We start from the raw sequence: 21,470 nt of genomic DNA, 5'->3' as shown, positions 1-21,470 counted from the left end.
TTCACAACTCATCTTTCCCGCAGAGATGTTAAGGAGTAGTTTACAAGATAACGAGGAACAGGAGTTGCGTGTAAATGCTTGTATTTGCGAAGGAAAAATTGGTTTTTTTTGGCGATGCCGAAGACGGGGACGACCGCACTTGAGGCGGCATTGGCGCCGCGTTCGGACATGGTGATGCGCAATCCACCGATTCTAAAACACACGCCAGCCTATCGACATAACCGCTTTCTTGTGCCCTATCTTGAAAAATGTGGGCTCGAAGACATGAAATTGATCTGTGTTGTGCGCCATCCTATTGGTTGGCTAGGCAGCTGGTACCGCTATCGTCGACGCGCGGATGTGGATGGCAATCCCCACAGCACCAAGACCATCACCTTTGATGATTTTGTAATCGAATATGCCAAGGGTGAACCCGCGGGATGGGCCAATGTCGGCAGTTCAACAAAGTTTCTGCGTCGTGGCAGCGGTGAGGTCATCGTCGATCACCTGTTCCAGTACGAACAGATGGACAAGCTGGTTTCGTTCTTTGAGGATCGGTTGAACTTCAAAATCACCCTCAAGCATCGCAATGTGTCGCCGGACGGCGATCTGACGCTCAGCGAAAAGACTGAAAGTAAGCTGCTGCGCAAAAGACCGGAGATGTATTCGGATTGGAATGCTGCGAAACGCTAGCTGTGGCCCATAAAACATAAGGCTGCGCAGACCGGCTTCGGAATCGACAAACTGCTGGCCAGAGGCGGTCCAAATCGCATGGAACACTTGAACAGGTTCACCTTAACCGGGTTTTCATTGTCAAAGTCAGACCAATCTTTGAGTATCACTTCAAGCGTAGCTGCTGTGTATCTGTCACCCCGCAACTGCGACCCCGTCAGACAGTGACTAACCTCGATCCGCACGACGAGTTGGTGACATATCTTTCGGCGCTCAGGGCGTTTGCCCATAGCCTGACGCGGACCAGATCTACAGCAAATGATATGATGCAGGACACCGTACTTAAAGCATTGGTAAACATAGATAAATTCAATCCTGAGACGAACATGCGGGCTTGGCGCTTTACGATCCTGCGCATTAATTTTCACAGCAGCTGCCGCACATTGAACCGCGAAAATGCTGACGTGGACAACTTCTTTTCGAACAAGATTTCAGTTAAGCTCGATCGCGACGGCCGATTGCAATTTATGGATTTCAAAATCACGTTTGACCAATTGCATGATGAACAACGCGAGGCGCTGATCCTCGTTGGCGTGTCTGGTTTTTCGTATGAGGATGCGGGCCAAATTGACCCAGATACTGAACTTGGACAAAGACTGCGCGAAGGAACTGACGGACAGTGCCACGACGGCCTTTATAGGAATCCCCAGTTTGCCAATATGACGGCGGCAAAGTGGTTTTACACTCTGTGGGTGTATATATCTTTGGTGCTGACGTTGGCGCTGCTTACCGTTGGTGGGCTCGCGATATACCCGACGACGAAAGAACAACGCTGCTGGGTCCACAAGATGGCCAACATCACGGGTGCTATGCCCAATCCAATGCATGAAAAGGCCAAGGCAGGGTTGCAAGACATATGCCCTCTCAGGCATGCAAGCATGTCCTGCTGGGTAATAGATGGCGGCAACAAAAAAGGCGGCCGTCGTCGCCTTCGATCTGTTCGTTGAAACCTACGGCGTCAAATACGAGCGGGCGGTCAAAAAGCTGACCAAAGATCGCGACATGTTGCTGACGTTCTACGATTTCCCTGCCGAGCACTGGAAGCACATCCGAACCACCAACCCCATCGAAAGCGTCTTCGCCACCGTTCGTAACCGAACCCGTAAGACAAAGGGCTGCCTGAGCCGAAAAACGGCGCTGTCGATGGTCTTCAAGCTGATGATGTCAGCCAAGAAGAAATGGCGAAAGCTCAGCGGCACCAACCGCCTACCCGAAGTCATTCAAGGGGTTGAGTTCAAAGACGGGATCAAGCAACTTCAAAATGCTGCTTAATCAAGCCGTCACCAACTTTTGGGCATAACTCTTTCATGCGGTTACTGACCACTGACCGGCAGTCGATACAAAGTATCGATGAGAGGGGGCCCATCCGATGACGCGACGGGAGTGCAAATCAAGGATGATGGCCAGATACAGCCACCCTTCACTGGTCCAGATATTGGATATGTCGCCAGCCCATTTCTGGTTGGGGCCATCCGCTGAGAAATCCTGATCCAGCAGATGAGGCGCGATGTTGAACGTGTGATTGCCCCCTCTCGGGACATTGCTGCGCAATGCCCTGCCGGTCAGTGGATCGCCGCGATATCGGCGACAAATGATCCACTGGATCAATTGCCAACGCCTCCACTTTAGCACTTACCTCTCCTCACGCAGCAGCCGGACTTATTTGCTAAGGCGGGTGTTCTCCTTCTCAACGTCCTCATGCGGCCATCGCCATCTTCACTTGGACCAATGGCGCTCAAATGACGATCATCAAATCATCATGCTCCCTCTCGGGACATTGCTGCGCAATACCCTGCCGGGCGCCGGATGTTGTTGAACCCACTTGTTTAGCGTCGAAAGGCCAACGCCCAAATCTGATGATACCTGCGTCGCCCCTCTCAACGATACTGCGTATCGACTGTCGGGCAAGGGTTAAGCCGCTGCTGATCGCTATGCGCACCGCCTCACGCCGAAACTCGTCTGTGTATCTCGTTGCCATTCCATATCTCCTTCATAGCAAACGTTGCTCGAAAGAGACCGGAACTAAACCGTGACAAAACCATGACGTACTTGTCCCATAATGCGTAAGCATCAACGCTGCCCTTGATCAAGCTGCGTCTTTTGCCTTGGCCTCGGCGTTTTTAGCATCGATCATGTCCTGATAGGCCCACGGCATGAGATCGTTGATACGGTTTGCTTGATGGTCCTGGATGCGTTCCAGCACCCATGCGAGCCAGGCTTTGGGATTCACTTTGTTCATCTTGGCGGTCTCTATCAACGTATAAGCAATTGCTGCAGATTTGCCGCCTGCTTCTGATCCCATGAAGAGATAGTTTTTGCGTCCCACGGCCACAGGGCGCACTGCGCGCTCGGCTGTGTTGTTGTCCAGCTCAAGAAAGCCGTGATCAAGATAGGGCCGTGCCTTTGGCAGGCGCGCCAGTGCATATTTGATCGCCTTGGCCAGCGGCGTCTTGCTAGAGATCTTGCCCAGTTGCTCTTTAAGCCAGACTTCCAGGTCATCAAAGATCGGCTTGGCGTATTCCTGACGCAGGGCCACGCGTTCCGCAGGGGGCAGGAACCGCGCTTGTGTCTCAACATCATAGAGCTTTTTAATCCGCAGCACGGCTTCGCCCGCCACGGGCAGCTTTGTGCTTTCATAAAGGTCAAAGAACTCACGCCGCACATGGGCCATGCATGCCATCTCTTTGACCCGCCCCGTGCGGTAGGCGTCATTATACCCAGCATAGGCATCCGCATGGGCGTAGCCTTCATAGCTTTCGAGATGCTTGCTGGGATGCTCCGCCTCACGGCTGGTGGAGAACTGGTACCACACCGCAGGTGGAGCTCCGCTGGCCCAAGTGTCTTCTTTTCGGGCATAGACCCACAGTCGCGCGGTTTTGGTCTTATTCTTTCCTTTGCCATTGCCCTTCTGGAGCAGCTTGACCGTTGTGTCATCCATGAAGATCGCCTGCGCCTCAAAGACGTGATCGCGGATTGCATCTGAGACGCGCTCCAGCAGTTTGGTGCATTTGCCGACCCATCCCGCCATGAGCGATCCACTCAGATCAATGCCCTCGTTGGCAAACATCTGGCTCTGGCGATACAGCGGCAGATGATAGCCGTATTTACAGCACAGGATGTGGGCCATCAGCGCGGGGCCGACAAAGCTCTTCGGAATGGGTCGGCTTGGCATCTCAGCCTGAACAACGGCCTCACAACAGGTGCAGGCCAGACGCGGGCGGCCAATTTGGTTCACGATGTAATGTCCCGGGACATATTCCAACTCCTCCATCACATCCGTTCCAAGCACTTTGAAGCTGCCGCCACAGTCGGTGCAAGCATCACTGGGGGTGATGGTCTTTTGGACACGCTTCAGCCCCTTTGGGAAAGGTTTGCGCTTGCGCGGTGTGCGGGGCGGCTTGGCCTCAGCGTCAGAGGGTTCATCATCTGTCTCAACGGCTTGTTCGATCTCAAGTTCTTCAAGGATCAACTCAAGCGCCAGCTGTGCACTGCTTTCCGACTTTGAGCCAAAGCGGTGCTTGTTGTGACCGTGGAGTTGCAGGCGCAGATCGGCGATGATGGTGTCTCGGTTCTGGATGGCCCGCGCATGAGCGGTGCGCTCGGCACTCAGGGCGGCGTCCACTGATGCCATCTCATCCTTGAGGCGTTTTTGTACCGTCGCATGGCCAAGGGATGACCCGAGAAACGCTTGCTTCAGCTCTGACAATTCCGCTGTTTGCGCGGCAACGTATGCCTGTACTTCAGGGGGCAGATTAGTCAGATTTGGAGGGGTCTTACTCATGCCATTACATACCAAATCTCGGGCATCATGGGAATCCCACAAAGGCAAGAAGTCCTATAAAACATACAGCTATCCAACCATACTTGGACGCCATGTCTTCTTGAGAATACGCCAGTCTATGCCTTCCATCAGCATCGCAAGCTGTGCGCGGCTTAGGCTGACTTTACCTTCCTTGACTGAGGGCCATACGAACCGTCCACGTTCAAGCCGTTTGGTAAACAGGCACGCGCCCTGACCATCCCACCAGATCATCTTGATCTGATCGCCACGACGGCCACGGAACAAAAATAGATGCCCCGCGTAAGGGTCAGCTGCAAGAACCTGCGCGGTCTGCGCCGCCAGCCCGTTGAAGCCGCGCCGCATATCCGTAACTCCTGCGGCAAGCCAGATCTTCGCATCCCCCAAAACAGGGATCATGCTGCAAGTCCTCGCGCCAGTTCCAGCACAAAGCCAGCATCAACCCCGTCGCTCACGCTCAGCTTGCGACCGTTCTCAAGTGTGATCTCAATATGGGGGACAGGTAAGATGCTGGTGCCGGATGACGCAGGCGTGTCCACCATACCCGCATCGGCAATCTCTACGGGGGTGAACTGGCCTATATCTGATTTGTCAGGCTGAAACCGCCCATCGCTGCGCCATGCATAAATCCGGTTGGTGCCCACACCGTGCTTCTTGGCAACCATTGGAACACTCACGCCAGCAGTGTGGCTTTCCGCTACAAGCTGTCGCTTGAAATCATCCGTGTATTTGGAACCTCGGCCACGCCTAGTCTTGTTCATCATCAAAATCCTCATATCGCGCCAGCCATATCGCCAGCTTCGCGCAATAATCGCACCTTAGATCATGCCAAAAAAAGAGGGGGTTCCCTGTATGTTTACCATAATGCGTCCTTCCATTCCAAAGAACAGATCACACCATCAAACCGTGGGATCAAACAACTAAGCACCCATTCGCGCGCGTCTGTTTTTACGGCGACGCAAGCGTGGTGCGGTAAAAAGGTAGATGCCGCTCAAACCGAACAGGACCATTGCGCTCGCCGTAATGTCGGCCAGCCATGTGCCAAATCGACGATCAAACCAGCCGTATTCATGAATTGATTTGAACAACGCGCCCCAGTAGGTTTTCGTGTGCAGCAGCGTTCCTTCGGGGGTGTAGGTTCTTCGTCTGAACTGCGTTTTGAGCCAATAATGCCCCGTTGCAAGATCAACGATCAACTGAGTTCGGCCTGCCGTTAATGTCGAAGCCTCTCTGTCGTGGTAATTGGTAAATTCAACATTTCGAACGCTGCTATCCGGCCAAAGGGTTTGGGCCAGTAGAATTGTATCCTCCAGATTTTGCTCCACTGGGTTGGGCCAGCGGTCGAACTGGGATTCATCATAGCTTGCCTGTGTCAGCACGCGGTTCACGAACTGCCAATGATTGAGGTAAAGCCCCGTCATTCCAATAACGAGAATCCATGGCAGGATCAAAATGCCAAGCCAACTGTGGAGGGTCTTCAAGGTGCGTTCGGGTGGCTGAAATATCCGCAATGGAATGGCCTTTCGCAGTCAAAATGCGCCTGCATTCAAGATAATGGCATGCATAGGCCAACGAACCTGACAAAACGCTGACAAGGCGCTTAAGCCAATCAATAGTTGGCATCGGCTATGAAAATTCCCGAGGTGCTTTTCTGGCGTCGTCAGATCAAGCGCATGAAACTCGAACGCAAAGCCAAAAGGAAATCCCATGACTGACGAAAACAGCAAGTCCCTCTCCCGCCGTCGCATGCTGACAAAGATTGGCGGCCTCGCCGTCGTCGCCTATACCGTGCCTGCGATGACCACGATCAGTATGGCACACGCAGCTAGCGCAGCATCAGCGGCCAGTGCAGCGTCTGCGGCCAGTGCAGCGTCTGCGGCCAGCGCGCCGTCTGCAAGCAGCGCACCGTCTGCAAGCAGTGGGCCGTCTGCAAGCAGTGGCCCATCCAGTTCGTCTGGGCCAAGCGGTGCATCAAACTCAGATGATTGTGATGCGACAGTTACAGACAGCACCAATCCAGATTTCTGTACGGTTTAAAATTCCAAACCCGTGGCCTCACGACGCGATGCGGGGTCACGGGGCCTTTTTTGAACGCGCTCTTTATTCTACGGTAGACCAAATGTTGAAAGTCTCTCCAAACGGCGACCAGAACGTCCTGTTTTCTGGCCTAGATGCGCCCGTTCTGTTAAAGAACGCAGAGGCGCTTTTGCCTGTTTTAGAACAGGTTTTACCGTCTTGGCCGTTCACTTTGACGCAAGAAAACTGCGCCCCTGCCCCGTGCATGACGATCACGGGTGATGGTCCAGACACTTATCTGTGCCAAACTGGGGACCCAGACCAACCAGCGCGTCGCTGGGACGCGGTCAATGCTGTTTGCGAAATGGTCGTGGCGCTTGCATGGGCGCAAATCCAGTCCAATCCGTCGTGGTTGTGTCTGCATTGTGCTGCAGTTGAATTCAGGGGCCGCCTTGTGTTGTTTCCCAACAGGCGGCGCAGCGGCAAAAGCACTTTGACAGCGGTGTTAGCCCAGCGTGGCTACCGCGTCTTTACCGACGATTTTCTGCCCGTTCAGATCGACGATAAGGGGGCTATGTTTGGGGTCGCCAACGGGATAAATCCTCGGCTGCGTTTACCGCTGCCCGACAGCTTCAGCGACGACTTTCGCAGTTGGGTCGATCGCTGCGCAGCGTTTGAAAACGCGCAATATGGCTACCTCGCGATCAGTTCACTCGCCGCGCGTGGGTCCATGTTGCCAATTGGCGCCATCGTCGTGCTTGATCGACAAGACGATGACAAAGACCCAAACCTGCACGATATTTCATCGGTCGATTTGCTTGATGACCTTATTACGCAGAATTTCGCGCGCTTGGCACATTCTGGCAGGATTCTGATGGCGAGCCACGCCGTCACCCAATCCGCCGCCCGCTACCGCTTAAACTATAGCGATGCAGAACAGGCTGCGGACTTTCTGGAACTTCAATTCCTTTCATGGCCTAAACCTGTGACCTACGTGCCATTGCACGCGCTGCCATCGCAATCTGTGGCACTTATTTCCGCCATGCAGAACGAGCAACCCGTCTTTGATCCCGAACTCACCTATCAACGGGCACACGGAACCATCCAAGCCTGCGTCGACGAACAGCTTTATGTCTCTGACGGTCATGGCCTTGGTATTCATCGCCTCAACCCCGGATCAAGCGTCATTTGGTCCATTCTCGAAGAGCACATGAACTTGGTCGAGATCACGGACCTATTGTCAGTGGCGTTCCCTGATGAGTGCACGACGCGGATCAAGACAGATTGCGCAAAGACCTTGCAACAGTTTGTCCAAAGCCATCTCATCGTGCCAGCATGCTCACTTGAGGAGAAAGTCGGATGAGCAGTTCGAACACAACACTCACACGGCGCGCGGCACTTGCCCGACTGGGCCTTGCGGTCGGGGCTGTGTATTGCAACCCGATCTTAACCCAATTGAGCAGCGCACAGGCGGCCTCGGCGCCAAGCGCCCCCTCATCACCCTCTGCCGCCTCACCGGCAAGCGCACCCTCAGCCGCAAGTCCTGCGTCGCCACCGAGCTCTCCTTCTGGACCGGGCAATAACTCGTCGACGGACCGAGACCAGCAGGATCAATCAGCAGGTGGATGCAGCGCCCCCAGCGGCAGTGAAGGCATCACAATCAGTCGGCGCAACATGACACGCGCCAATGACGCCGTGGCCCGCGGCGACGCGAAACCTCTGCGCGAAATCTTCGGGATCGTGCAGCGCCGACACCCCGGTCAGATGATCCGCGTCAGGTTCACTGTGGCAGGCAACAACAGGGCATATTTAATCCGCATGGTCACGGAGACCGGCTCGGTTCAAACTGTGACGGTTGATGCGTTAACTGGCGCAACACTTGGCATAGGGGCCTGTTGAATGCGCATTCTTATTGTTGAAGACGAGGCGCGGATCGCCGACCTGATCGCAGACGTCCTGCAAAGCGAAGGCTACATCGCCGAAATCGCCAGTGACGGTGAAGACGGATGGGAAAAAGGCGGCACTGAAAGTTATTCAGCAGCCATCCTTGATATTGGGCTGCCGCGGATGGACGGGATCAGCGTGTTGCGCAACTGGCGCAAAGAGGGGGTAAATTTTCCCGTCATGCTGCTGAGTGCAAAAAGCAGTTGGAACGAGCGCGTGGAGGGCATTGACGCAGGCGCTGACGACTACATGGTGAAACCGTTCCAGATGGAAGAACTGCTCGCGCGGCTGCGCGCACTTTTACGACGCACGTCGACACAAAAAATGACAGCGCTAAGCGTCGGCGGTTTACAACTCGACCTGCTGCAAATGCGGATCACACTCGAGGGGCGGCGGATTAAAGTTACCCCGCTGGAATTTCGACTGCTGAGCTATCTGTTGCACCACAAAGGCGAGGTCGTCGCCCAAAGTGTCTTGGCAGAAAACATCTATTTTCGCGACCAAGAACCCGACAGCAATGCAATCGAAGTTCTGATTGGTCGGCTGCGGCGCAAACTCGGGTCAGACCTGATCGAGACAAAGCGCGGCTTTGGATACGTTATTGCCGAGGCAAAAGTTTGACGTCATCTCTCAGCCTCCGACTTTTGATCACGTCTGCTTTGTCAACGATCATCGCCCTTCTCGCAAGGCAATCGCATGAACAATAACGATGTCGACAAATGTTGTAGAGGCTGATTCGATGGGTGATCTTTACTGTTTTAACGAGGTCATATGCCATGCCAACCCCAAGTTCACCTGAGATCCATCCCATTGAATTTCTTACGCATTTTTCAGATATAAGCGATTCACGTCAAGAGGTTAAAGTGACTTACCCTTTGCCGGAAATACTCCTCTTAACCCTATGCGCTGTTTTGTCAGGTGCCAATGACTGGACGGCCATCTCGATATATGGGACCAAGAAACTGGGCTTTTTGAAGCGTTTTCTACCTTTTGCAGACGGGACACCGTCCCATGACCAACTTGGAAACATCTTTGCGGCCTTGGATGCCGAGGCGTTTCAGGCCTGTTTTATCGACTGGGTGGCCTCCCTTAACAAGACGGTGACTGGAGTGGTCGCGATTGATGGGAAAACCTCTCGCCGCAGCCTGGATAAAGCTGGCGGCAAGGCCGCAATTCACATGATCTCGGCCTGGAGTTCGGAATGGAATCTGACGCTGGCGCAACGGCAGGTGGACGGCAAGTCCAACGAGATAACGGCCATACCAGAACTGTTGGAACTGCTCACCCTGAAGGGGGCTATTGTCACCATCGACGCTATGGGATGCCAACGCGAAATCGCCGCGAAGATCATCTCCAAAGAAGCAGACTACATCCTCGCTTTGAAGGGTAATCAGGGCAGCCTACGCAAGGACACAGAATTATTCATGACGGAACAGGCGGCCGTAGATTATGACGACACAACAGTCACTTACCACGAAACGGTAGAGAAGTCTCATGGCCGTATCGAAACAAGGAGGGTCACAGTGTGCACGGATATTGACTGGCTTAAAGCGGACCACAATTGGCCCGGTTTGAAAAGCATCGTTATGGTCCAGTACCACGCCATCCTGCAGGATAAAACGCGCGCCGAAACCCGCTATTACATTTCATCAATGACATCAGATGCTGAACATCACGCCAAAGCCATCCGTGACCACTGGGGAATAGAAAACGGGCTGCATTGGGTCATGGACATGGTGTTTCGCGACGATGAATGCCGTATCCGAAAAGGCAATGCTCCAGCGAATTTTACGACCATAAAACACGCTGCAAGCAACATGCTGCGCTCCGTAAAGGGGAAGCATAGCCTGCGATCAAAGCGCCACATTGCATCATGGGATGATGATTTCCTCGCCGAAATAATTAACACCTAAATCTCATGCGATTCCCCTGCCCTTCTCGCGACCGCTCTGGTCCTCAATCAGCTCTTTCGCAATTATTTCGAGGAACGCATTCATAGCGAGTTAGATGCTTGGGTTGTCACGCTGACCAGTCAGACGCAGCTCGATGTTGACGGGCAATTGACTGTCGGGGAATTGGGCGATCCGCGCTTTTCCCAACCCCTGAGCGGATATTATTGGCAAGTCACACAAGAGAATGGCGCGCCGGTGTTGTCCGCATCTTATTGGGCACAGCCACTTGATTTGGAGCCCCCCGCAGAGCGCGGCAAGCTGGCGTTTGCAACAATTGTAGGATCGGACGGCGAAGTTTACCTCACGGGGAGTTGGCGGATCACACTGGAACATGAAGGCGAAGCACGGGAGTTACTCGTGGCCGTCGCGATCGATCAAACCAGCGTCGAAGCGCCGATTTCAAGTTTTCGACGCAGTGTGACGATGGCATTGGCGTTGCTTGGTACTTTCTTGGTGCTCGCCTCATGGTTTACTGTCCGCATTGGCCTAAAGCCGCTCGATAAAGTTAAAGCCGAGGTTAATTTGGTGAAAACCAAACCGGGCCAAAGGCTGTCAACGGATTGCGCGGCTGAGGTCGCACCACTTGTTAAAGAAGTGAACGATCTTCTTGAGAGCCAAGAACAAGCCGTCGAAACTGCGCGCGCGCGCGCCAGCACATTGGCCCACGGCCTGAAAACCCCCCTCACCGTGATGCGCGCGCTTGCACAAGACCTTCGGTCGGGTGGCGATGTGTCGACCATTCCCGACGAGATCGACTATCAAGTCACCAGCACACAGCATCTGGTGGAACGAGAACTGGCAAGAACGCGCGATCAAATGAGCGGGCAAGTTGTGCAGTGCAAAACTGGACCCGTTTTGCGAAAATTGGTGCAAGCCTTTCAAAGACGCGTCGGTGGCGATGACGTGGCGTGGACGATGGATATCGCACCGCACGCCGTGTGCCCTTTTGACGAATTCGCTCTGACAGAATTGTTGGGGAACCTGATCGACAACGCTACGAAATGGACTGGTGATAAAATTGCGATCTCCGCAGGAGGGACCGCGATCCGTGGATTTATTCAGGTGAGCGATAACGGCCCGGGGATCTCCGAGGCTGAGCTTGCGTCAGTCATGCGGCGCGGCAAGCGGCTGGATGAAACCGTTCCCGGACATGGCCTTGGCCTGTCCATTGTGCAGGATATGGTGGCGCAGCGCGACGTGGACCTAATCCTCAGCAATCTGCCCGACGGTGGCCTGAATGCCCGACTAGAGTGGGGGTCGTAAAAGCGGGGGATGTCCCGTACGATGTTGAAAATCGGGCGAGTGGCGCTGCTTGATTGATGGTTAGGCGACGTCCTTGATTTGGTCAAGCGTTACGGTATTGCGATGATCTAGCAAAGCTTGCTTGAGAATGGGGAGTTGCTTGTAGGCCTTTAGGCGGCGGAAGCCTTTCGCGGCTTCCAGCATACCAGCCCCTGTCCAGCGCAGCGCCATTTTTGCATCGCGCCAGCGTTTGACGTTTCGACAGACCTGTCGGATCACGCTGTTCATAGATTCAATGATGTTGGTGCTGGCCAATGAGCGTCTCAATTCCACAGGTAGCCCCAACCTAACAACAGTTAGAATTTCGTCTAGGCCCTCAAGGATCGACTTTGAAACGTCCGGAGCCTCAAGCTCTAGTCGCTGGGCAAGATTCCGCATCAACCGCTCGGCTTTGTCGGCATCATCAAGCTCCCATGCTTGCTTCAGCGCGCGGCGTACGGAGGCGTGCAGCTTTGGAGGAAGCCTGTCAGTTATGTTGCGGGCCTTGTGTATCTGGCATCTTTGGATGGGAATATCGGCACCAAATGTGCGCCGAATTGCCTTGGTCAGTGCCTTAGCCCCATCTACGATGAACAAATAGCAGCCCGCTGGATCGAGCCCACGCTCTATCAGATTGTCCAAAAGCGCCTGAACCGTCGCGGCGTTCTCGGTCGCCCCTTCAATGACGCCCAGAGGGTGCTTTTCGCCTGAAACCTCCACACCCACGGCCGCAAGCACCAACAAATGATCGTCCAAATGCAGCCCGTCGATCTGGATCGCTACAAGGTCAAGCTCCGATAGATCAGATGACATCCACTCATCCAGGCGCGCTTGGGTGAGTGCTTTGAAGCGACGCGAAACTGCTGACCTGGACAGCCCGCTCCCTGCCTTATTAGGCACCTTCGCTTCGGGCAGCCGTACAGCTCGGTCATACTTACGGGTGGAAACATTCATCAACATTAGGCTCATTTCCCATTGTTCAAGGAAGCCACCCGAGGAGGCCTCTTCCCAGCTCGGCAGGACAATCTCTTTACCGGTCACTTTATCGCGCACACGGGCGCGCTCCAGCTCAATCTTCCCACCATGGAACCCAACCTGACCTTTCGCGGTGCCCCATCTGTGGCCAGGCTTGTCAGTGCAATGCTCGTATCGGCCACCCGCCAGCGTATCTGCGTCCTCACCAAACATCTGAACCAGACTGGCGACGCCCGCCGTCAGGCAGAACTGCTCGAAGCTCTCGCCAACTTTGTCCCAGGCTGTTTCCACGAGTTGATGAACATTCGACGCGCTGGCAAGTCCAGCGCTTGCTGTGATAGTCTTCTTCATGGTGTTGCTTCCTTTTGCGATTAAACACCCAGAGCCTACGGCTCAGGGGAAGCAACGCCACCCTAAATTAAAATTTCAACATTCTTCGGGACATTCCCTAAAAGCGCGCTCAGGGTGTTTGGATCCAAATTCCTTTTACACATAGACCGTCGGCTTACGGGGACCAAAACGAGGAGACCGTCCTTTGTGCGGACTTGCGATATTGGCCGTTAAGTGAGACTTAGCCATCAAACAATCCCGCCCGCCTATCGGACACAACATTTGAGGAAAAATTGCATGAAAGCCGTCGCTCTCACCCAGTATCTACCGATCGAAAATCCAAATGCGTTTCTTGATGTGACGCTCGAAACGCCAAGGCCGCAAGGCCACGATATTCTGGTCGGCGTCAAAGCGGTTGCGGTGAACCCTGTCGACACAAAAGTGCGCGCGCCCAAGGACACGGTCGAGCCAAGCCCGCGTGTTATCGGCTATGATGCGTCTGGTGTCGTCGAGGCCGTTGGGCCTGATGTGACGTTGTTCAAAGCTGGCGACGCGGTCTATTATGCGGGCGACATCACGCGCTCCGGTACCAACCAAGAATTTCATTTGGTTGACGAGCGCATCGTCGGCCACAAACCAACCTCACTGTCCCACGCAGAAGCCGCCGCCCTTCCATTGACAACGATCACCGCCTATGAGGCGTTTTTCGATCGCTTGGGCATTGATCGTGATGGCGCCGACAAGGGCCAGACGATCTTGATCATCGGCGCCGCCGGCGGTGTAGGGTCTATCGGCATCCAGCTTGCCAAGCAGGCTGGGTTGGTCGTCATCGCGACGGCATCGCGGCCAGAGACGAGCGCGTGGGTACAAGATCTGGGCGCAGATCATGTGATCAGCCACGGCGAAGATATAGTGGTACAGGTGCGCGCACTTGGCATGCATCACGTCGATCATATCGCGGTCTTCAACGACATGCGCCATTGGGATGCGGCAGTTGAACTGATCCGGCCACAGGGCGGCATCGTCTCTATTGATGGTACGGACTCGCCGATGCCAATGGCCGGAATGAAGATGAAAGCGGCGAGCCTTCATTGGGAATTCATGTTCGCGCGCCCCATGCACAAGACGCCCGATATGATTGAGCAACACAAACTGCTGTCTCATGTCGCCAAAGAAATCGATGCAGGGCGCATTCGCACAACTGTGTCGCAGGTGCTGACGCCGATTAATGCTGCCAACATGCGTGAAGCACATCGGCTCGTTGAAACCGGCAAGGCGAAAGGCAAGATCGTCGTCGAAGGCTTCTAGGCACCTTTCGGGCCTTTGCCGACCCTTGGATTGGCGCGTGTTCCGCCTGACATGCCAATGCAAAGCACAATCTCGCTCGCGCGTGGCGCATCGGGGACCCACAAGGTCAATGTGTGCGCACAGGTTTGCCAAACTTGCGATGGAGCACGGCCGCGCCGTGCTCCATCGCACCTGACAAACCAACGAGTGCGGCCTTAACGTAGCTGATCGGCGGTCCATCCAGAATTTCCTCCAGCTCGTCTGACAGAGAGTGACCAAGGTCCGCCCCAACGTTGACTAAGAGCGGCAGGTCTTATTGATCGCCCCCTGCTTTAAAATACGGGACACCATCGCAAGCGCGGATCAACGGGCATCGTAGTGCCTGCCTGTGGTGCCGTCCACGCGTCCACGAATGATACGTTCGATCTTGTCAATTAACTGCGCGGTGCTGGGCTGCAATCCGGTCAGATCGTCCTGCGACAGTTACGGGATGTTCAGACGCGTCAGTCCGAGCGGTCCTTCAAATCGGGCCAAGTGTCGCTGAGGCGGTAGCCCTCGGGCCACGGGTCATCGGGGTCGAGCATGTGTTGATGGGTGCCCGTGATCCACGCACGCCCAGTGATTTCGGGTAAGATCGCGGGGATGTCCCCCAAAGTGGTGGTTTGCGCAATCCGGCCGTGGAATTCAGAGTTGATGATTGATCGCACGGTGAACGTTTCGCCCACCTGCATGTCGCCGCGCGCATGCAACAGCGCCATGCGCGCTGAGGCTGCGGTGCCCGTTGGGGATCGGTCAATCTTGCCCGGTTGAATTGCAACGGCTGCGGAGGTCGTCAGGTGGCTGCCGTCCCGCGTAATTGGTCCGGCAAACAGGCAAAATGAAAAGTGCTTCCAGTCCGGATTGCTTGGGTGGTGAAAGGTCAGTTGCGCGTTGGCCGCGTTGGTAATCGCCACGCCCAGATCAGCCAGCGCCTTGGCCTCGGATGCGACCAGATCGAACCCGAGGGCCGCCGCATCAACCACAACAAAACTGTCGCCGCCAAAGGCCGTATCGACAGTGATCTGGCCAATCCCTTTGACGTTCAAAGGCACGCCCATCTCACCCGCAAAGGATGGCAAATTGCGCACTGTGATCCGTTCTGCCTTGCCGTTTCGGCATTCAGCCCTCACGCGCACCAAACCACCGGGGGCCTCTAGCACCATCTCGGTCACCGGCTCTGTCATCGGAATGATCCCGCTGTCGAGCAGCACGGTTGAAACGCAGATCGAATTAGAGCCGGACATCGGCGGCGTATCCTCTGGTTCCATGATGATCCAGCCCATCTGCGCCTCTGGATGGATTGGCGGCACCAGCAGGTTCACATGGCGAAACACACCGCCGCGCGGCTCATTCAGCATGAAATTGCGCAGGGTCTGATCGTTCGCGATCCACGTGCGCTGCTCCCACAGGGTCTTGCCCGGTGGTGGGGCGACGCCGCCAACGATGACATCGCCGACTTCGCCTTCGGCATGGCACGATACAACGTGAATGGTTTTGCTGCTGCGCATCGCTCAGATATCCTTTACCAGACGCAAGGCGTCATAAATTGCCGCATGAGTATTGCGTGCTGACACCGCATCACCAATGCGAAACAATTGGAACGTGCCGTTTTCGTTGCGTGTCACAGTCTGCGGATCGCCTGCAATCAACGCGTCATAATCGACCTCGCCCATATTAGACGCGATGGGCTTAAGGTTGAAATACAATTCATCCAACGGCAAGGTTCCGTAATTCACCACGACCTGATCGACCTGCACGTCGTAGGTGTGATCGCTGTAATCGGTGCCAATCGTCGCGGTCAACGTGTTGCCGCTGCGCGCGACACCCATCAGGCGGCGGGTCACCGTAAAGGTGACGTCCTTGTCCTGCAACGACCGCATATAAGGCACCAAATTCATCGCCATCACATCAGGCGAGAACGTGCGGTCCGGCGTCATGATCTCAACCGAGGCACCGGCATTCGCCGCAATCTCAGCGGCTTGCAAGGCGGGGTGATCGCCGCTTTCGTCATAGATCAATACCTTGCCCGCAGGCTTTACGTCGCCCGAAATGATATCCCAAGAAGACACCACATGCGCCTGCTCACCGTTTTGTTCAAACAGTTCCAAGTTCGGCATGCCGCCAGTTGCGACAATGACAACGTCGGGGTTCAGGGCGGTGACATCGCCTGCCTCAGCCCAGGTGTTGAAATGGAACGTCACATCGCGTGCGGCACATTGTGCCATGCGCCAATCGATGATCCCGATCATCTCGCGGCGGCGCGGCGAGCGCGCGGTCAGGCGTATCTGCCCACCTGCCTCAGCTGCTGCCTCGAACACGGTTACGGCGTGCCCGCGCTCTGCCGCCACACGTGCGGCCTCAAGGCCCGCTGGACCAGCACCGATGATCACGACCTTCTTTGGCGTTTGCGCCTTTGTCATGTCATGGGGCATGGTCAGTTCACGTCCGGTGGCGGCGTTATGAATGCACAGCGCGTCGCCCGCCTGATAGATCCGGTCAAGGCAGTATGTCGCACCAACGCAGGGGCGAATATCCTCCTCGCGCCCCTCAATGATTTTGCGCACGATATGGGGGTCCGCCATATGCGCGCGGGTCATCCCGACCATATCCAGCATGCCCGCTTGCACAGCATGGCGCGCGGTCGCCACATCGGGGATGCGGGCGGCATGGAATGTCGGCATCCCCGTGGCGCGGCGCACTTCACCCGCAAAATCAAGGTGAGGGGCAGATTTCATCCCTTGAATGGGGATCAAGTCGGTCATCGCGGGGTCGGTGTGGATGCGGCCCTTGATGACGTTCAGAAAATCAATCTGTCCCGTTGCGGCAATGCGTTTGGAAATCGCCAATCCCTCATCGGGCGTGATGCCGCCCTTTTGCGCCTCGTCGGCCGTATAGCGCAGACCGACAATGAAGTCCGCGCCAACGCGCTTGCGGATCGCCGCGACAACATCCATCGGAAACCGCATGCGGTTCTCAAGCGTATCGGCCCCGTAAGGCCCCACCAGATCATTGGTCAACGGCGACCAGAATTGATCCAGTAGGTGCCCGTAAACCTGCAATTCAATCCCGTCCATGCCGCCCGATTGCATGCGCTGGGCGGCATCGGCAAAGTCGCTGATGATCCGGTCAATGTCCCAATCCTCAATCAGCTTGGGAAACGCGTGGTGCGCCGGTTCGCGGTGCTTGGAAGACGACACAGACGGCAACCAATCCCCCTTATTCCAATTGGTCCGCCGCCCCAGATGGGTCAGCTGGATCATGACAGCGCACTCATGTTCGTGCACCGCATCCGTCAGGTTCTGAATCCACGGCACGACTTCGTCCTTATAGGCCAAGATGTTGTTGAACACAGGCGGGCTGTCGCGGCTCACAGCAGCAGATCCCGCCGTCATCGCAAGCGCGACACCCGCCTTGGCGCGTTCCGCGTGATAGGCGGCGTAGCGTTCTTTGGGCATGCCGTCTTGTGGATAGGCGGGTTCATGACTGGTGGTCATGATGCGGTTGCGCAGTGTGAGGTGTTTGAGTTGGAAGGGCTGTAGCAATGGATCGGTGGACATCGAGGCATCCTTGGCGCTAATGACTGACATATGTGTCAGGTCAACCGTTTCCAGAATTGACACACCTGTCAAGTCCTTTAGAAACATCCCTATGAAAAAGGTTGCCCCCCAAAAGAACCGCGCCAGCCGCGAGACATGGATTGACGCCGCCTATACCGCCTTCGTCAATGACGGGATCGAGGCGGTAAAGATCATGCCGCTCGCCAAAACCCTCAACCTGACGCGCACGGGTTTTTATTGGCATTTCAAAGACCTGTCAGACCTTCATGATGCGATCATCGACATTTGGCGGACCCGCAACACTGGCATCATCATCGAACGCTGCGCGACACCTGCGCAAAGCCTGTGCGCCGCACTCTTTTACCTGATTGATTGTTGGATCGACAATGACCTGTTTGATGCACCCCTCGATCTCGCGATCCGAAACTGGGCGCGAAACGACGCGCGCCTACAAACCCTAGTCGCGCAATCTGACGACGCTCGACTAACAGCTGTCAAAGCCCTGTTTGCGCGGTTCGGCAAAACCGGCGACGCCGCCCATTATCGCGCACTGACCGTGATTTTGACCCAGACCGGATATTATTCGATGCATGTGTCCGAGCCCCGCCTGCAACGCGCAATCGCCGGCTGCCAATACGTTGAAATATTTGCAGGCGCGCCGCCAAGCCCGTCGGAAAAAGATGCGTTTCTAGACCGGCACCGCTGATCTCGCCCATAGCGCGACTAATATGCCTTCTGCCACTCACGCCACGGCAGATAATTGTCGGGCGCAACAATCAAACGCACATCAATATTTTTGCCGACCAAGTCGATGCAGCCATGTCAAAGCTGCTCAACATGTGACACGCAAGCGCTTCAGCTGTTTCGCGTCAGCCGCCACATGGCGCAATGCCGTTTCACACAAAAAACTTGGAAGTGGTGAACCATACTGGATTCGAACCTGCGGCCTCTACCTTCGGAGGGCAGCGCCACCCCACATGTTCGCCCGTTGTTCATCTTTAAGGTCCTGCTTTGTTCGTATTCGGATGGGTTGGTACCTCACTGAGATTCTCGCACGAAGTACGTGGTCGCCTTTTTTAGGATTGTGCGCTCCTCTGTCACCCGCGCCAGTTCCCGCTTCAACCGCCTTATCTCAGCAGCTTGGTCTAAAACCTCGGCTCTTTCATGCGGTGACTTCGCAAACTGCGCCTTCCACGTGTACAGCGACTTGGTGCTGATCCCGAGCCGTTCAGCAACCTCGCTGACCGCGTATCCACGCTCGACAACCTGTGCCACAGCGTCCCGCTTAAACTCATCTGTAAACCAAACTCCCTTGGTAACTCCCAAGCATCCCAGCCGATAACGGGTTTTTGTCAGTTTTGATGTGAGTCTCCTTGGTTATTAGGCGCATGAATTTTCTGTTGTGGTCTGAATTTCGTGGCGCTGTGACGATTTCTCTGAATCATTGGTGGAATGGACCAAGTTACTGCTCTTGAACAACTCCTCGCCACGGCTCTGCGCAGGATCGCCGAGTTGGAAGCCGCGTTGGCGAGCATGGCGCAAGAGAATGCGGATCTGCGGCGTCAGTTGGCCAAGAACAGCAGTAATAGCAGCAAGCCGCCTTCGAGTGATGGGTTGAAGAAGCCGGTACCGCGTAGCCTGCGTGGTAAGTCCGGTAAGAAAAGTGGTGGTTAAGTTGGCCACCGAGGCGACACCCTACGTCAGACAGCAACGCCTGACTTTGTGGAGCGACATGAGGCTGAGGCCTGTGGCACCTGTCAGCATGGCTTGACGGCTGGGATGATCAAGGCGGTGGAGAGGCGTCAGGTTTATGACATACCGGTGCCGCGTCTGGAGGTCACAGAGCATCAGGCAGCGATTTATTGTTGTGGCCATTGCCGAGCCACGACGACAGCCACCTTTCCCGATGGCGTGAATGCACACGTGCAATACGGTAAGCGCATTCGGGCGGCGGCGGTCTACTGCAATGTTCAGCAGCTGATCCCCGAGGATCGGGTCTGCCAACTCCTGCGTGATTTGTTTGGTGCCACCAGCCTATGCGCGGCCAGCGTGACCAACTGGGTGAACGGCACAGCGCGTACCTTGGGTGGCGTCGTCGAACACATTCTGGCCCGGCTCAATGAAGGCGGCGTTCGGCATCTGGATGAGACCGGACTTCGTGTTGCTGGTAAGCTGCACTGGCTGCACTCAATCAGCGATCTCGCCTTCACGCATTATCGCATCAGCGCCAAGCGCGGTGCTGTTCCATCCTTCCTGACCGGCGGGACAATTGTTCATGACCACTGGAAGTCCTATTACGCCCATATGAGTGGGGTGGACGCGCACGCCCTGTGCGGGGCGCATCATTTACGGGAACTCAAGGCCATCGAAGAAATCGAAAAGGAGCCGTGGGCGTGCGCGATGAGCGTGCTGCTCAACAGCGCCAATCAGCTCAAGTGCGCGGCTCAGGGGCGAGGCGAGACCGAACTCCCCACGTCGGTTCACCACGGCATCCTCACCAAATACATGGCGATCCTCACCGAGGGCCTCGCCTTCCATGAGCGACAAGACCCACTGGCTAGACGCACTGGTGCGCGAGGCCGAAAAGCCAGGCGGCCAGGCCATAACCTTCTGGTCCGCTTGCGCGACTACCGTGATGACGTCCTAAGGTTCCTTACGGACTTCACAGTTCCCTTCACCAACAATCAGGCCGAACGGGACCTGCGCATGATGAAGTTGCGCATGAAAATCTCGGGAACTTTCCGCACCCTCGAGGGCGCGCAGGTCTTCGCTGACATCAAATCCGTCATCTCGACGGTCAGAAAACACGGGGGCAATATCCTCGAAACACTCACCCTATCACCACAACAGATCATCGCTCGGCTCTAACGTCGCAAGGGCAACACAAAACCCGATATCCGATGGGGTCCTTGGGAGTTACCTCCCTTGTTCACATCCGTCTCTCCTTGGTTCCAAAATTACCAAGCAAAGCGTCTACAAATCTAGGGGCACCTCATCTTAAGCAGTCCGTTGGGACACACGTCGTCATGCAGAAGGCGCGATCTTCCAGTATAGCAATGGGTTCTATAACCCGCGCCGCCGCCACTCATCGCTAGGCGGCAAAAGCCCCTTGGCATTCGAAAGAAAGGCCGGATAAATGAGTTCAGAGACCGGAACGTAAACGTGACAAGGCTAGGATCAGGACTCATAACCAGAATATGACGGTTGCGGCGATAGCGATTGCGGAGAGGAAGACTGTTGGTGATCTGTCGTAGCGAGTTGCGACGCGGCGCCGATCTTTGAGCCTTCCGAGCATTCTCTCGATACGGTTGCGTCGTTTGTAACGGCGCTTGTCGTATTTAGCGGCCTTCTTGCGTGACTTGCGTCCGGGGATGCAGGGCTTTGTGCCCTTGTCTACAAGGGTTTCGCGGAACCAGTCAGCATCATACCCTCTGTCAGCAAGGAGCCGCTCGGCTTCAGGCAGGCCATTCATTCGGGCAGCAGCGCCAGTATAATCGCTCACCTGACCTGCAGTGATAAACAAGCGGACCGGGCGACCGCTGGAATCTGTACCGTAGTTGCCACTTATCAATTGAGACT

Annotated in this window: 19 protein-coding genes and 8 pseudogenes; 13 read left to right on the top strand and 14 right to left on the bottom strand. The window is 55.5% G+C overall.

The features are described 5' to 3' along the window. Positions 1–114: 114 nt before the first annotated feature. Positions 115–672, top strand: a complete 558-nt coding sequence (locus OA238_RS07540; RefSeq protein ID WP_015494731.1) for a hypothetical protein — start codon at positions 115–117, stop codon at positions 670–672. Here the strand turns inward: OA238_RS07540 and OA238_RS34945 are convergent. After that, positions 669–941 carry a hypothetical protein gene (locus tag OA238_RS34945; protein WP_420806482.1) on the bottom strand — a complete coding sequence of 91 codons (273 nt, stop codon included), beginning with the start codon at positions 939–941 and terminating at the stop codon, positions 669–671. The genes OA238_RS07540 and OA238_RS34945 overlap by 4 nt on opposite strands. Between OA238_RS34945 and OA238_RS34685 the strand changes: the two are divergent. Then, positions 876–1,043 (top strand): annotated as a pseudogene (locus OA238_RS34685) (sigma factor); the annotation flags it as partial. The gene OA238_RS34945 and the pseudogene OA238_RS34685 overlap by 66 nt on opposite strands. A 414-nt stretch (positions 1,044–1,457) precedes the next feature. Next, positions 1,458–1,983: pseudogene (locus OA238_RS07530) on the top strand (transposase); the annotation flags it as partial. A 75-nt stretch (positions 1,984–2,058) separates the two neighbouring features. On the opposite strand, the pseudogene OA238_RS29880 reads toward OA238_RS07530, so the two are convergent. From OA238_RS29880 to OA238_RS32595, 7 genes and pseudogenes are all read right to left on the bottom strand, one after another. Then, a pseudogene (locus tag OA238_RS29880) lies at positions 2,059–2,232 on the bottom strand (DDE-type integrase/transposase/recombinase); the annotation flags it as partial. A gap of 214 nt (positions 2,233–2,446) precedes the next feature. Beyond that, on the bottom strand, positions 2,447–2,689 hold the full coding sequence (locus tag OA238_RS32600; RefSeq protein ID WP_051076404.1) for a hypothetical protein: 243 nt from the start codon (positions 2,687–2,689) through the stop codon (positions 2,447–2,449). Between the two features lie 108 nt (positions 2,690–2,797). Next, the gene (tnpC, locus tag OA238_RS07515; protein WP_476703815.1) at positions 2,798–4,342 is read right to left on the bottom strand and encodes an IS66 family transposase; all 1,545 of its coding nucleotides are present in this window, start codon (positions 4,340–4,342) and stop codon (positions 2,798–2,800) included. Between the two features lie 219 nt (positions 4,343–4,561). Further along, a complete protein-coding gene (gene tnpB / locus OA238_RS07510; RefSeq protein WP_015494728.1) occupies positions 4,562–4,909 on the bottom strand; it encodes an IS66 family insertion sequence element accessory protein TnpB in 348 nt (115 codons plus the stop codon). Further along, positions 4,906–5,274 carry a transposase gene (locus OA238_RS07505; RefSeq protein ID WP_015494727.1) on the bottom strand — a complete coding sequence of 123 codons (369 nt, stop codon included), beginning with the start codon at positions 5,272–5,274 and terminating at the stop codon, positions 4,906–4,908. Before OA238_RS07505 ends, tnpB begins: the two co-directional genes overlap by 4 nt. Before the next feature lie 156 nt (positions 5,275–5,430). Continuing rightward, positions 5,431–6,021: a PepSY-associated TM helix domain-containing protein gene (locus OA238_RS07500; protein ID WP_015494726.1), complete on the bottom strand. Its 591-nt coding sequence runs from the start codon at positions 6,019–6,021 to the stop codon at positions 5,431–5,433. A 270-nt stretch (positions 6,022–6,291) separates the two neighbouring features. Continuing rightward, on the bottom strand, positions 6,292–6,522 hold the full coding sequence (locus OA238_RS32595; RefSeq protein WP_015494725.1) for a hypothetical protein: 231 nt from the start codon (positions 6,520–6,522) through the stop codon (positions 6,292–6,294). A 107-nt stretch (positions 6,523–6,629) separates the two neighbouring features. Between OA238_RS32595 and OA238_RS07490 the strand changes: the two genes are divergently transcribed. From OA238_RS07490 to OA238_RS07470, 5 genes are all read left to right on the top strand, one after another. After that, complete coding sequence (locus OA238_RS07490; protein ID WP_044036452.1) at positions 6,630–7,889, top strand: PqqD family protein; 1,260 nt, start codon at positions 6,630–6,632, stop codon at positions 7,887–7,889. Continuing rightward, entirely contained in the window at positions 7,886–8,425 is a 540-nt protein-coding gene (locus tag OA238_RS31555) for a PepSY domain-containing protein (RefSeq protein ID WP_144055856.1), read from the top strand. Before OA238_RS07490 ends, OA238_RS31555 begins: the two co-directional genes overlap by 4 nt. Then, on the top strand, positions 8,426–9,091 hold the full coding sequence (locus tag OA238_RS07480) for a response regulator transcription factor (RefSeq protein WP_015494722.1): 666 nt from the start codon (positions 8,426–8,428) through the stop codon (positions 9,089–9,091). 122 nt (positions 9,092–9,213) lie between these two features. Then, positions 9,214–10,383, top strand: coding sequence for an ISAs1-like element ISOan1 family transposase (locus tag OA238_RS07475; RefSeq protein WP_083906669.1), 1,170 nt, complete (start codon positions 9,214–9,216; stop codon positions 10,381–10,383). A 147-nt stretch (positions 10,384–10,530) separates the two neighbouring features. Beyond that, a complete protein-coding gene (locus OA238_RS07470) occupies positions 10,531–11,685 on the top strand; it encodes a sensor histidine kinase (protein WP_015494720.1) in 1,155 nt (384 codons plus the stop codon). 60 nt (positions 11,686–11,745) lie between these two features. Here OA238_RS07470 and OA238_RS07465 read toward each other — a convergent pair whose 3' ends face one another. Continuing rightward, positions 11,746–13,029, bottom strand: coding sequence for an IS256-like element ISOan3 family transposase (locus tag OA238_RS07465; protein WP_015494719.1), 1,284 nt, complete (start codon positions 13,027–13,029; stop codon positions 11,746–11,748). A 276-nt stretch (positions 13,030–13,305) separates the two neighbouring features. Between OA238_RS07465 and OA238_RS07460 the strand changes: the two genes are divergently transcribed. Then, on the top strand, positions 13,306–14,316 hold the full coding sequence (locus OA238_RS07460; RefSeq protein WP_015494718.1) for a zinc-binding alcohol dehydrogenase family protein: 1,011 nt from the start codon (positions 13,306–13,308) through the stop codon (positions 14,314–14,316). Here the strand turns inward: OA238_RS07460 and OA238_RS31550 are convergent. From OA238_RS31550 to OA238_RS07450, 3 genes and pseudogenes are all read right to left on the bottom strand, one after another. Continuing rightward, a pseudogene (locus OA238_RS31550) lies at positions 14,313–14,551 on the bottom strand (amino acid synthesis family protein). The gene OA238_RS07460 and the pseudogene OA238_RS31550 sit on opposite strands and share 4 nt — an antisense overlap. A gap of 247 nt (positions 14,552–14,798) precedes the next feature. Beyond that, positions 14,799–15,842, bottom strand: a complete 1,044-nt coding sequence (locus OA238_RS07455) for a trans-3-hydroxy-L-proline dehydratase (RefSeq protein ID WP_015494717.1) — start codon at positions 15,840–15,842, stop codon at positions 14,799–14,801. Positions 15,843–15,845: 3 nt separating this feature from the next. Further along, positions 15,846–17,891 (bottom strand): NADH:flavin oxidoreductase, encoded by a 2,046-nt coding sequence (locus OA238_RS07450; RefSeq protein ID WP_044038079.1) that lies wholly within the window; start codon positions 17,889–17,891, stop codon positions 15,846–15,848. Positions 17,892–17,982: 91 nt separating this feature from the next. On the opposite strand from OA238_RS07450, the gene OA238_RS07445 reads away from it, so the two are divergent. Beyond that, complete coding sequence (locus tag OA238_RS07445) at positions 17,983–18,597, top strand: TetR/AcrR family transcriptional regulator (protein ID WP_015494715.1); 615 nt, start codon at positions 17,983–17,985, stop codon at positions 18,595–18,597. A 362-nt stretch (positions 18,598–18,959) separates the two neighbouring features. Here OA238_RS07445 and OA238_RS07435 read toward each other — a convergent pair. Next, positions 18,960–19,217 (bottom strand): annotated as a pseudogene (locus tag OA238_RS07435) (transposase); the annotation flags it as partial. A gap of 126 nt (positions 19,218–19,343) precedes the next feature. Here OA238_RS07435 and OA238_RS33585 point away from each other — a divergent pair. The 3 genes and pseudogenes from OA238_RS33585 to OA238_RS31540 form a co-directional block, all read left to right on the top strand. Continuing rightward, positions 19,344–19,565, top strand: coding sequence for a DUF6444 domain-containing protein (locus OA238_RS33585; RefSeq protein ID WP_015495645.1), 222 nt, complete (start codon positions 19,344–19,346; stop codon positions 19,563–19,565). A 15-nt stretch (positions 19,566–19,580) separates the two neighbouring features. Then, a pseudogene (gene tnpC / locus OA238_RS07430) lies at positions 19,581–20,759 on the top strand (IS66 family transposase); the annotation flags it as partial. A 142-nt stretch (positions 20,760–20,901) separates the two neighbouring features. Then, a pseudogene (locus OA238_RS31540) lies at positions 20,902–21,027 on the top strand (IS3 family transposase); the annotation flags it as partial. Positions 21,028–21,075: 48 nt separating this feature from the next. Here the strand turns inward: OA238_RS31540 and OA238_RS07425 are convergent. Further along, positions 21,076–21,438 (bottom strand): annotated as a pseudogene (locus OA238_RS07425) (IS5 family transposase); the annotation flags it as partial. Positions 21,439–21,470 lie beyond the last annotated feature (32 nt).

Origin of the sequence: Octadecabacter arcticus 238 (genome assembly GCF_000155735.2) — a bacterium.
Taxonomy (GTDB): Bacteria; Pseudomonadota; Alphaproteobacteria; order Rhodobacterales; family Rhodobacteraceae; genus Octadecabacter; species Octadecabacter arcticus.
Note: the sequence above shows the minus strand (reverse complement) of the source record. Positions and strands in the feature narration are given on the sequence as shown.

Bases quoted from the DNA above. Each gene is read 5' to 3' on its own strand.
- tnpB (WP_015494728.1), bottom strand. From the start codon at position 4,909: ATGATCCCTGTTTTGGGGGATGCGAAGATCTGGCTTGCCGCAGGAGTT.
- tnpC (WP_476703815.1), bottom strand. From the start codon at position 4,342: ATGGCATCAGTGGACGCCGCCCTGAGTGCCGAGCGCACCGCTCATGCG.
- OA238_RS07465 (WP_015494719.1), bottom strand. From the start codon at position 13,029: ATGAAGAAGACTATCACAGCAAGCGCTGGACTTGCCAGCGCGTCGAAT.
- OA238_RS32600 (WP_051076404.1), bottom strand. From the start codon at position 2,689: ATGGCAACGAGATACACAGACGAGTTTCGGCGTGAGGCGGTGCGCATA.
- OA238_RS07480 (WP_015494722.1), top strand. From the start codon at position 8,426: ATGCGCATTCTTATTGTTGAAGACGAGGCGCGGATCGCCGACCTGATC.
- OA238_RS07505 (WP_015494727.1), bottom strand. From the start codon at position 5,274: ATGATGAACAAGACTAGGCGTGGCCGAGGTTCCAAATACACGGATGAT.
- OA238_RS31555 (WP_144055856.1), top strand. From the start codon at position 7,886: ATGAGCAGTTCGAACACAACACTCACACGGCGCGCGGCACTTGCCCGA.
- OA238_RS07490 (WP_044036452.1), top strand. From the start codon at position 6,630: ATGTTGAAAGTCTCTCCAAACGGCGACCAGAACGTCCTGTTTTCTGGC.
- OA238_RS07540 (WP_015494731.1), top strand. From the start codon at position 115: ATGCCGAAGACGGGGACGACCGCACTTGAGGCGGCATTGGCGCCGCGT.
- OA238_RS07455 (WP_015494717.1), bottom strand. From the start codon at position 15,842: ATGCGCAGCAGCAAAACCATTCACGTTGTATCGTGCCATGCCGAAGGC.
- OA238_RS33585 (WP_015495645.1), top strand. From the start codon at position 19,344: ATGGACCAAGTTACTGCTCTTGAACAACTCCTCGCCACGGCTCTGCGC.
- OA238_RS07450 (WP_044038079.1), bottom strand. From the start codon at position 17,891: ATGTCCACCGATCCATTGCTACAGCCCTTCCAACTCAAACACCTCACA.
- OA238_RS07460 (WP_015494718.1), top strand. From the start codon at position 13,306: ATGAAAGCCGTCGCTCTCACCCAGTATCTACCGATCGAAAATCCAAAT.
- OA238_RS07445 (WP_015494715.1), top strand. From the start codon at position 17,983: ATGAAAAAGGTTGCCCCCCAAAAGAACCGCGCCAGCCGCGAGACATGG.
- OA238_RS34945 (WP_420806482.1), bottom strand. From the start codon at position 941: ATGGGCAAACGCCCTGAGCGCCGAAAGATATGTCACCAACTCGTCGTG.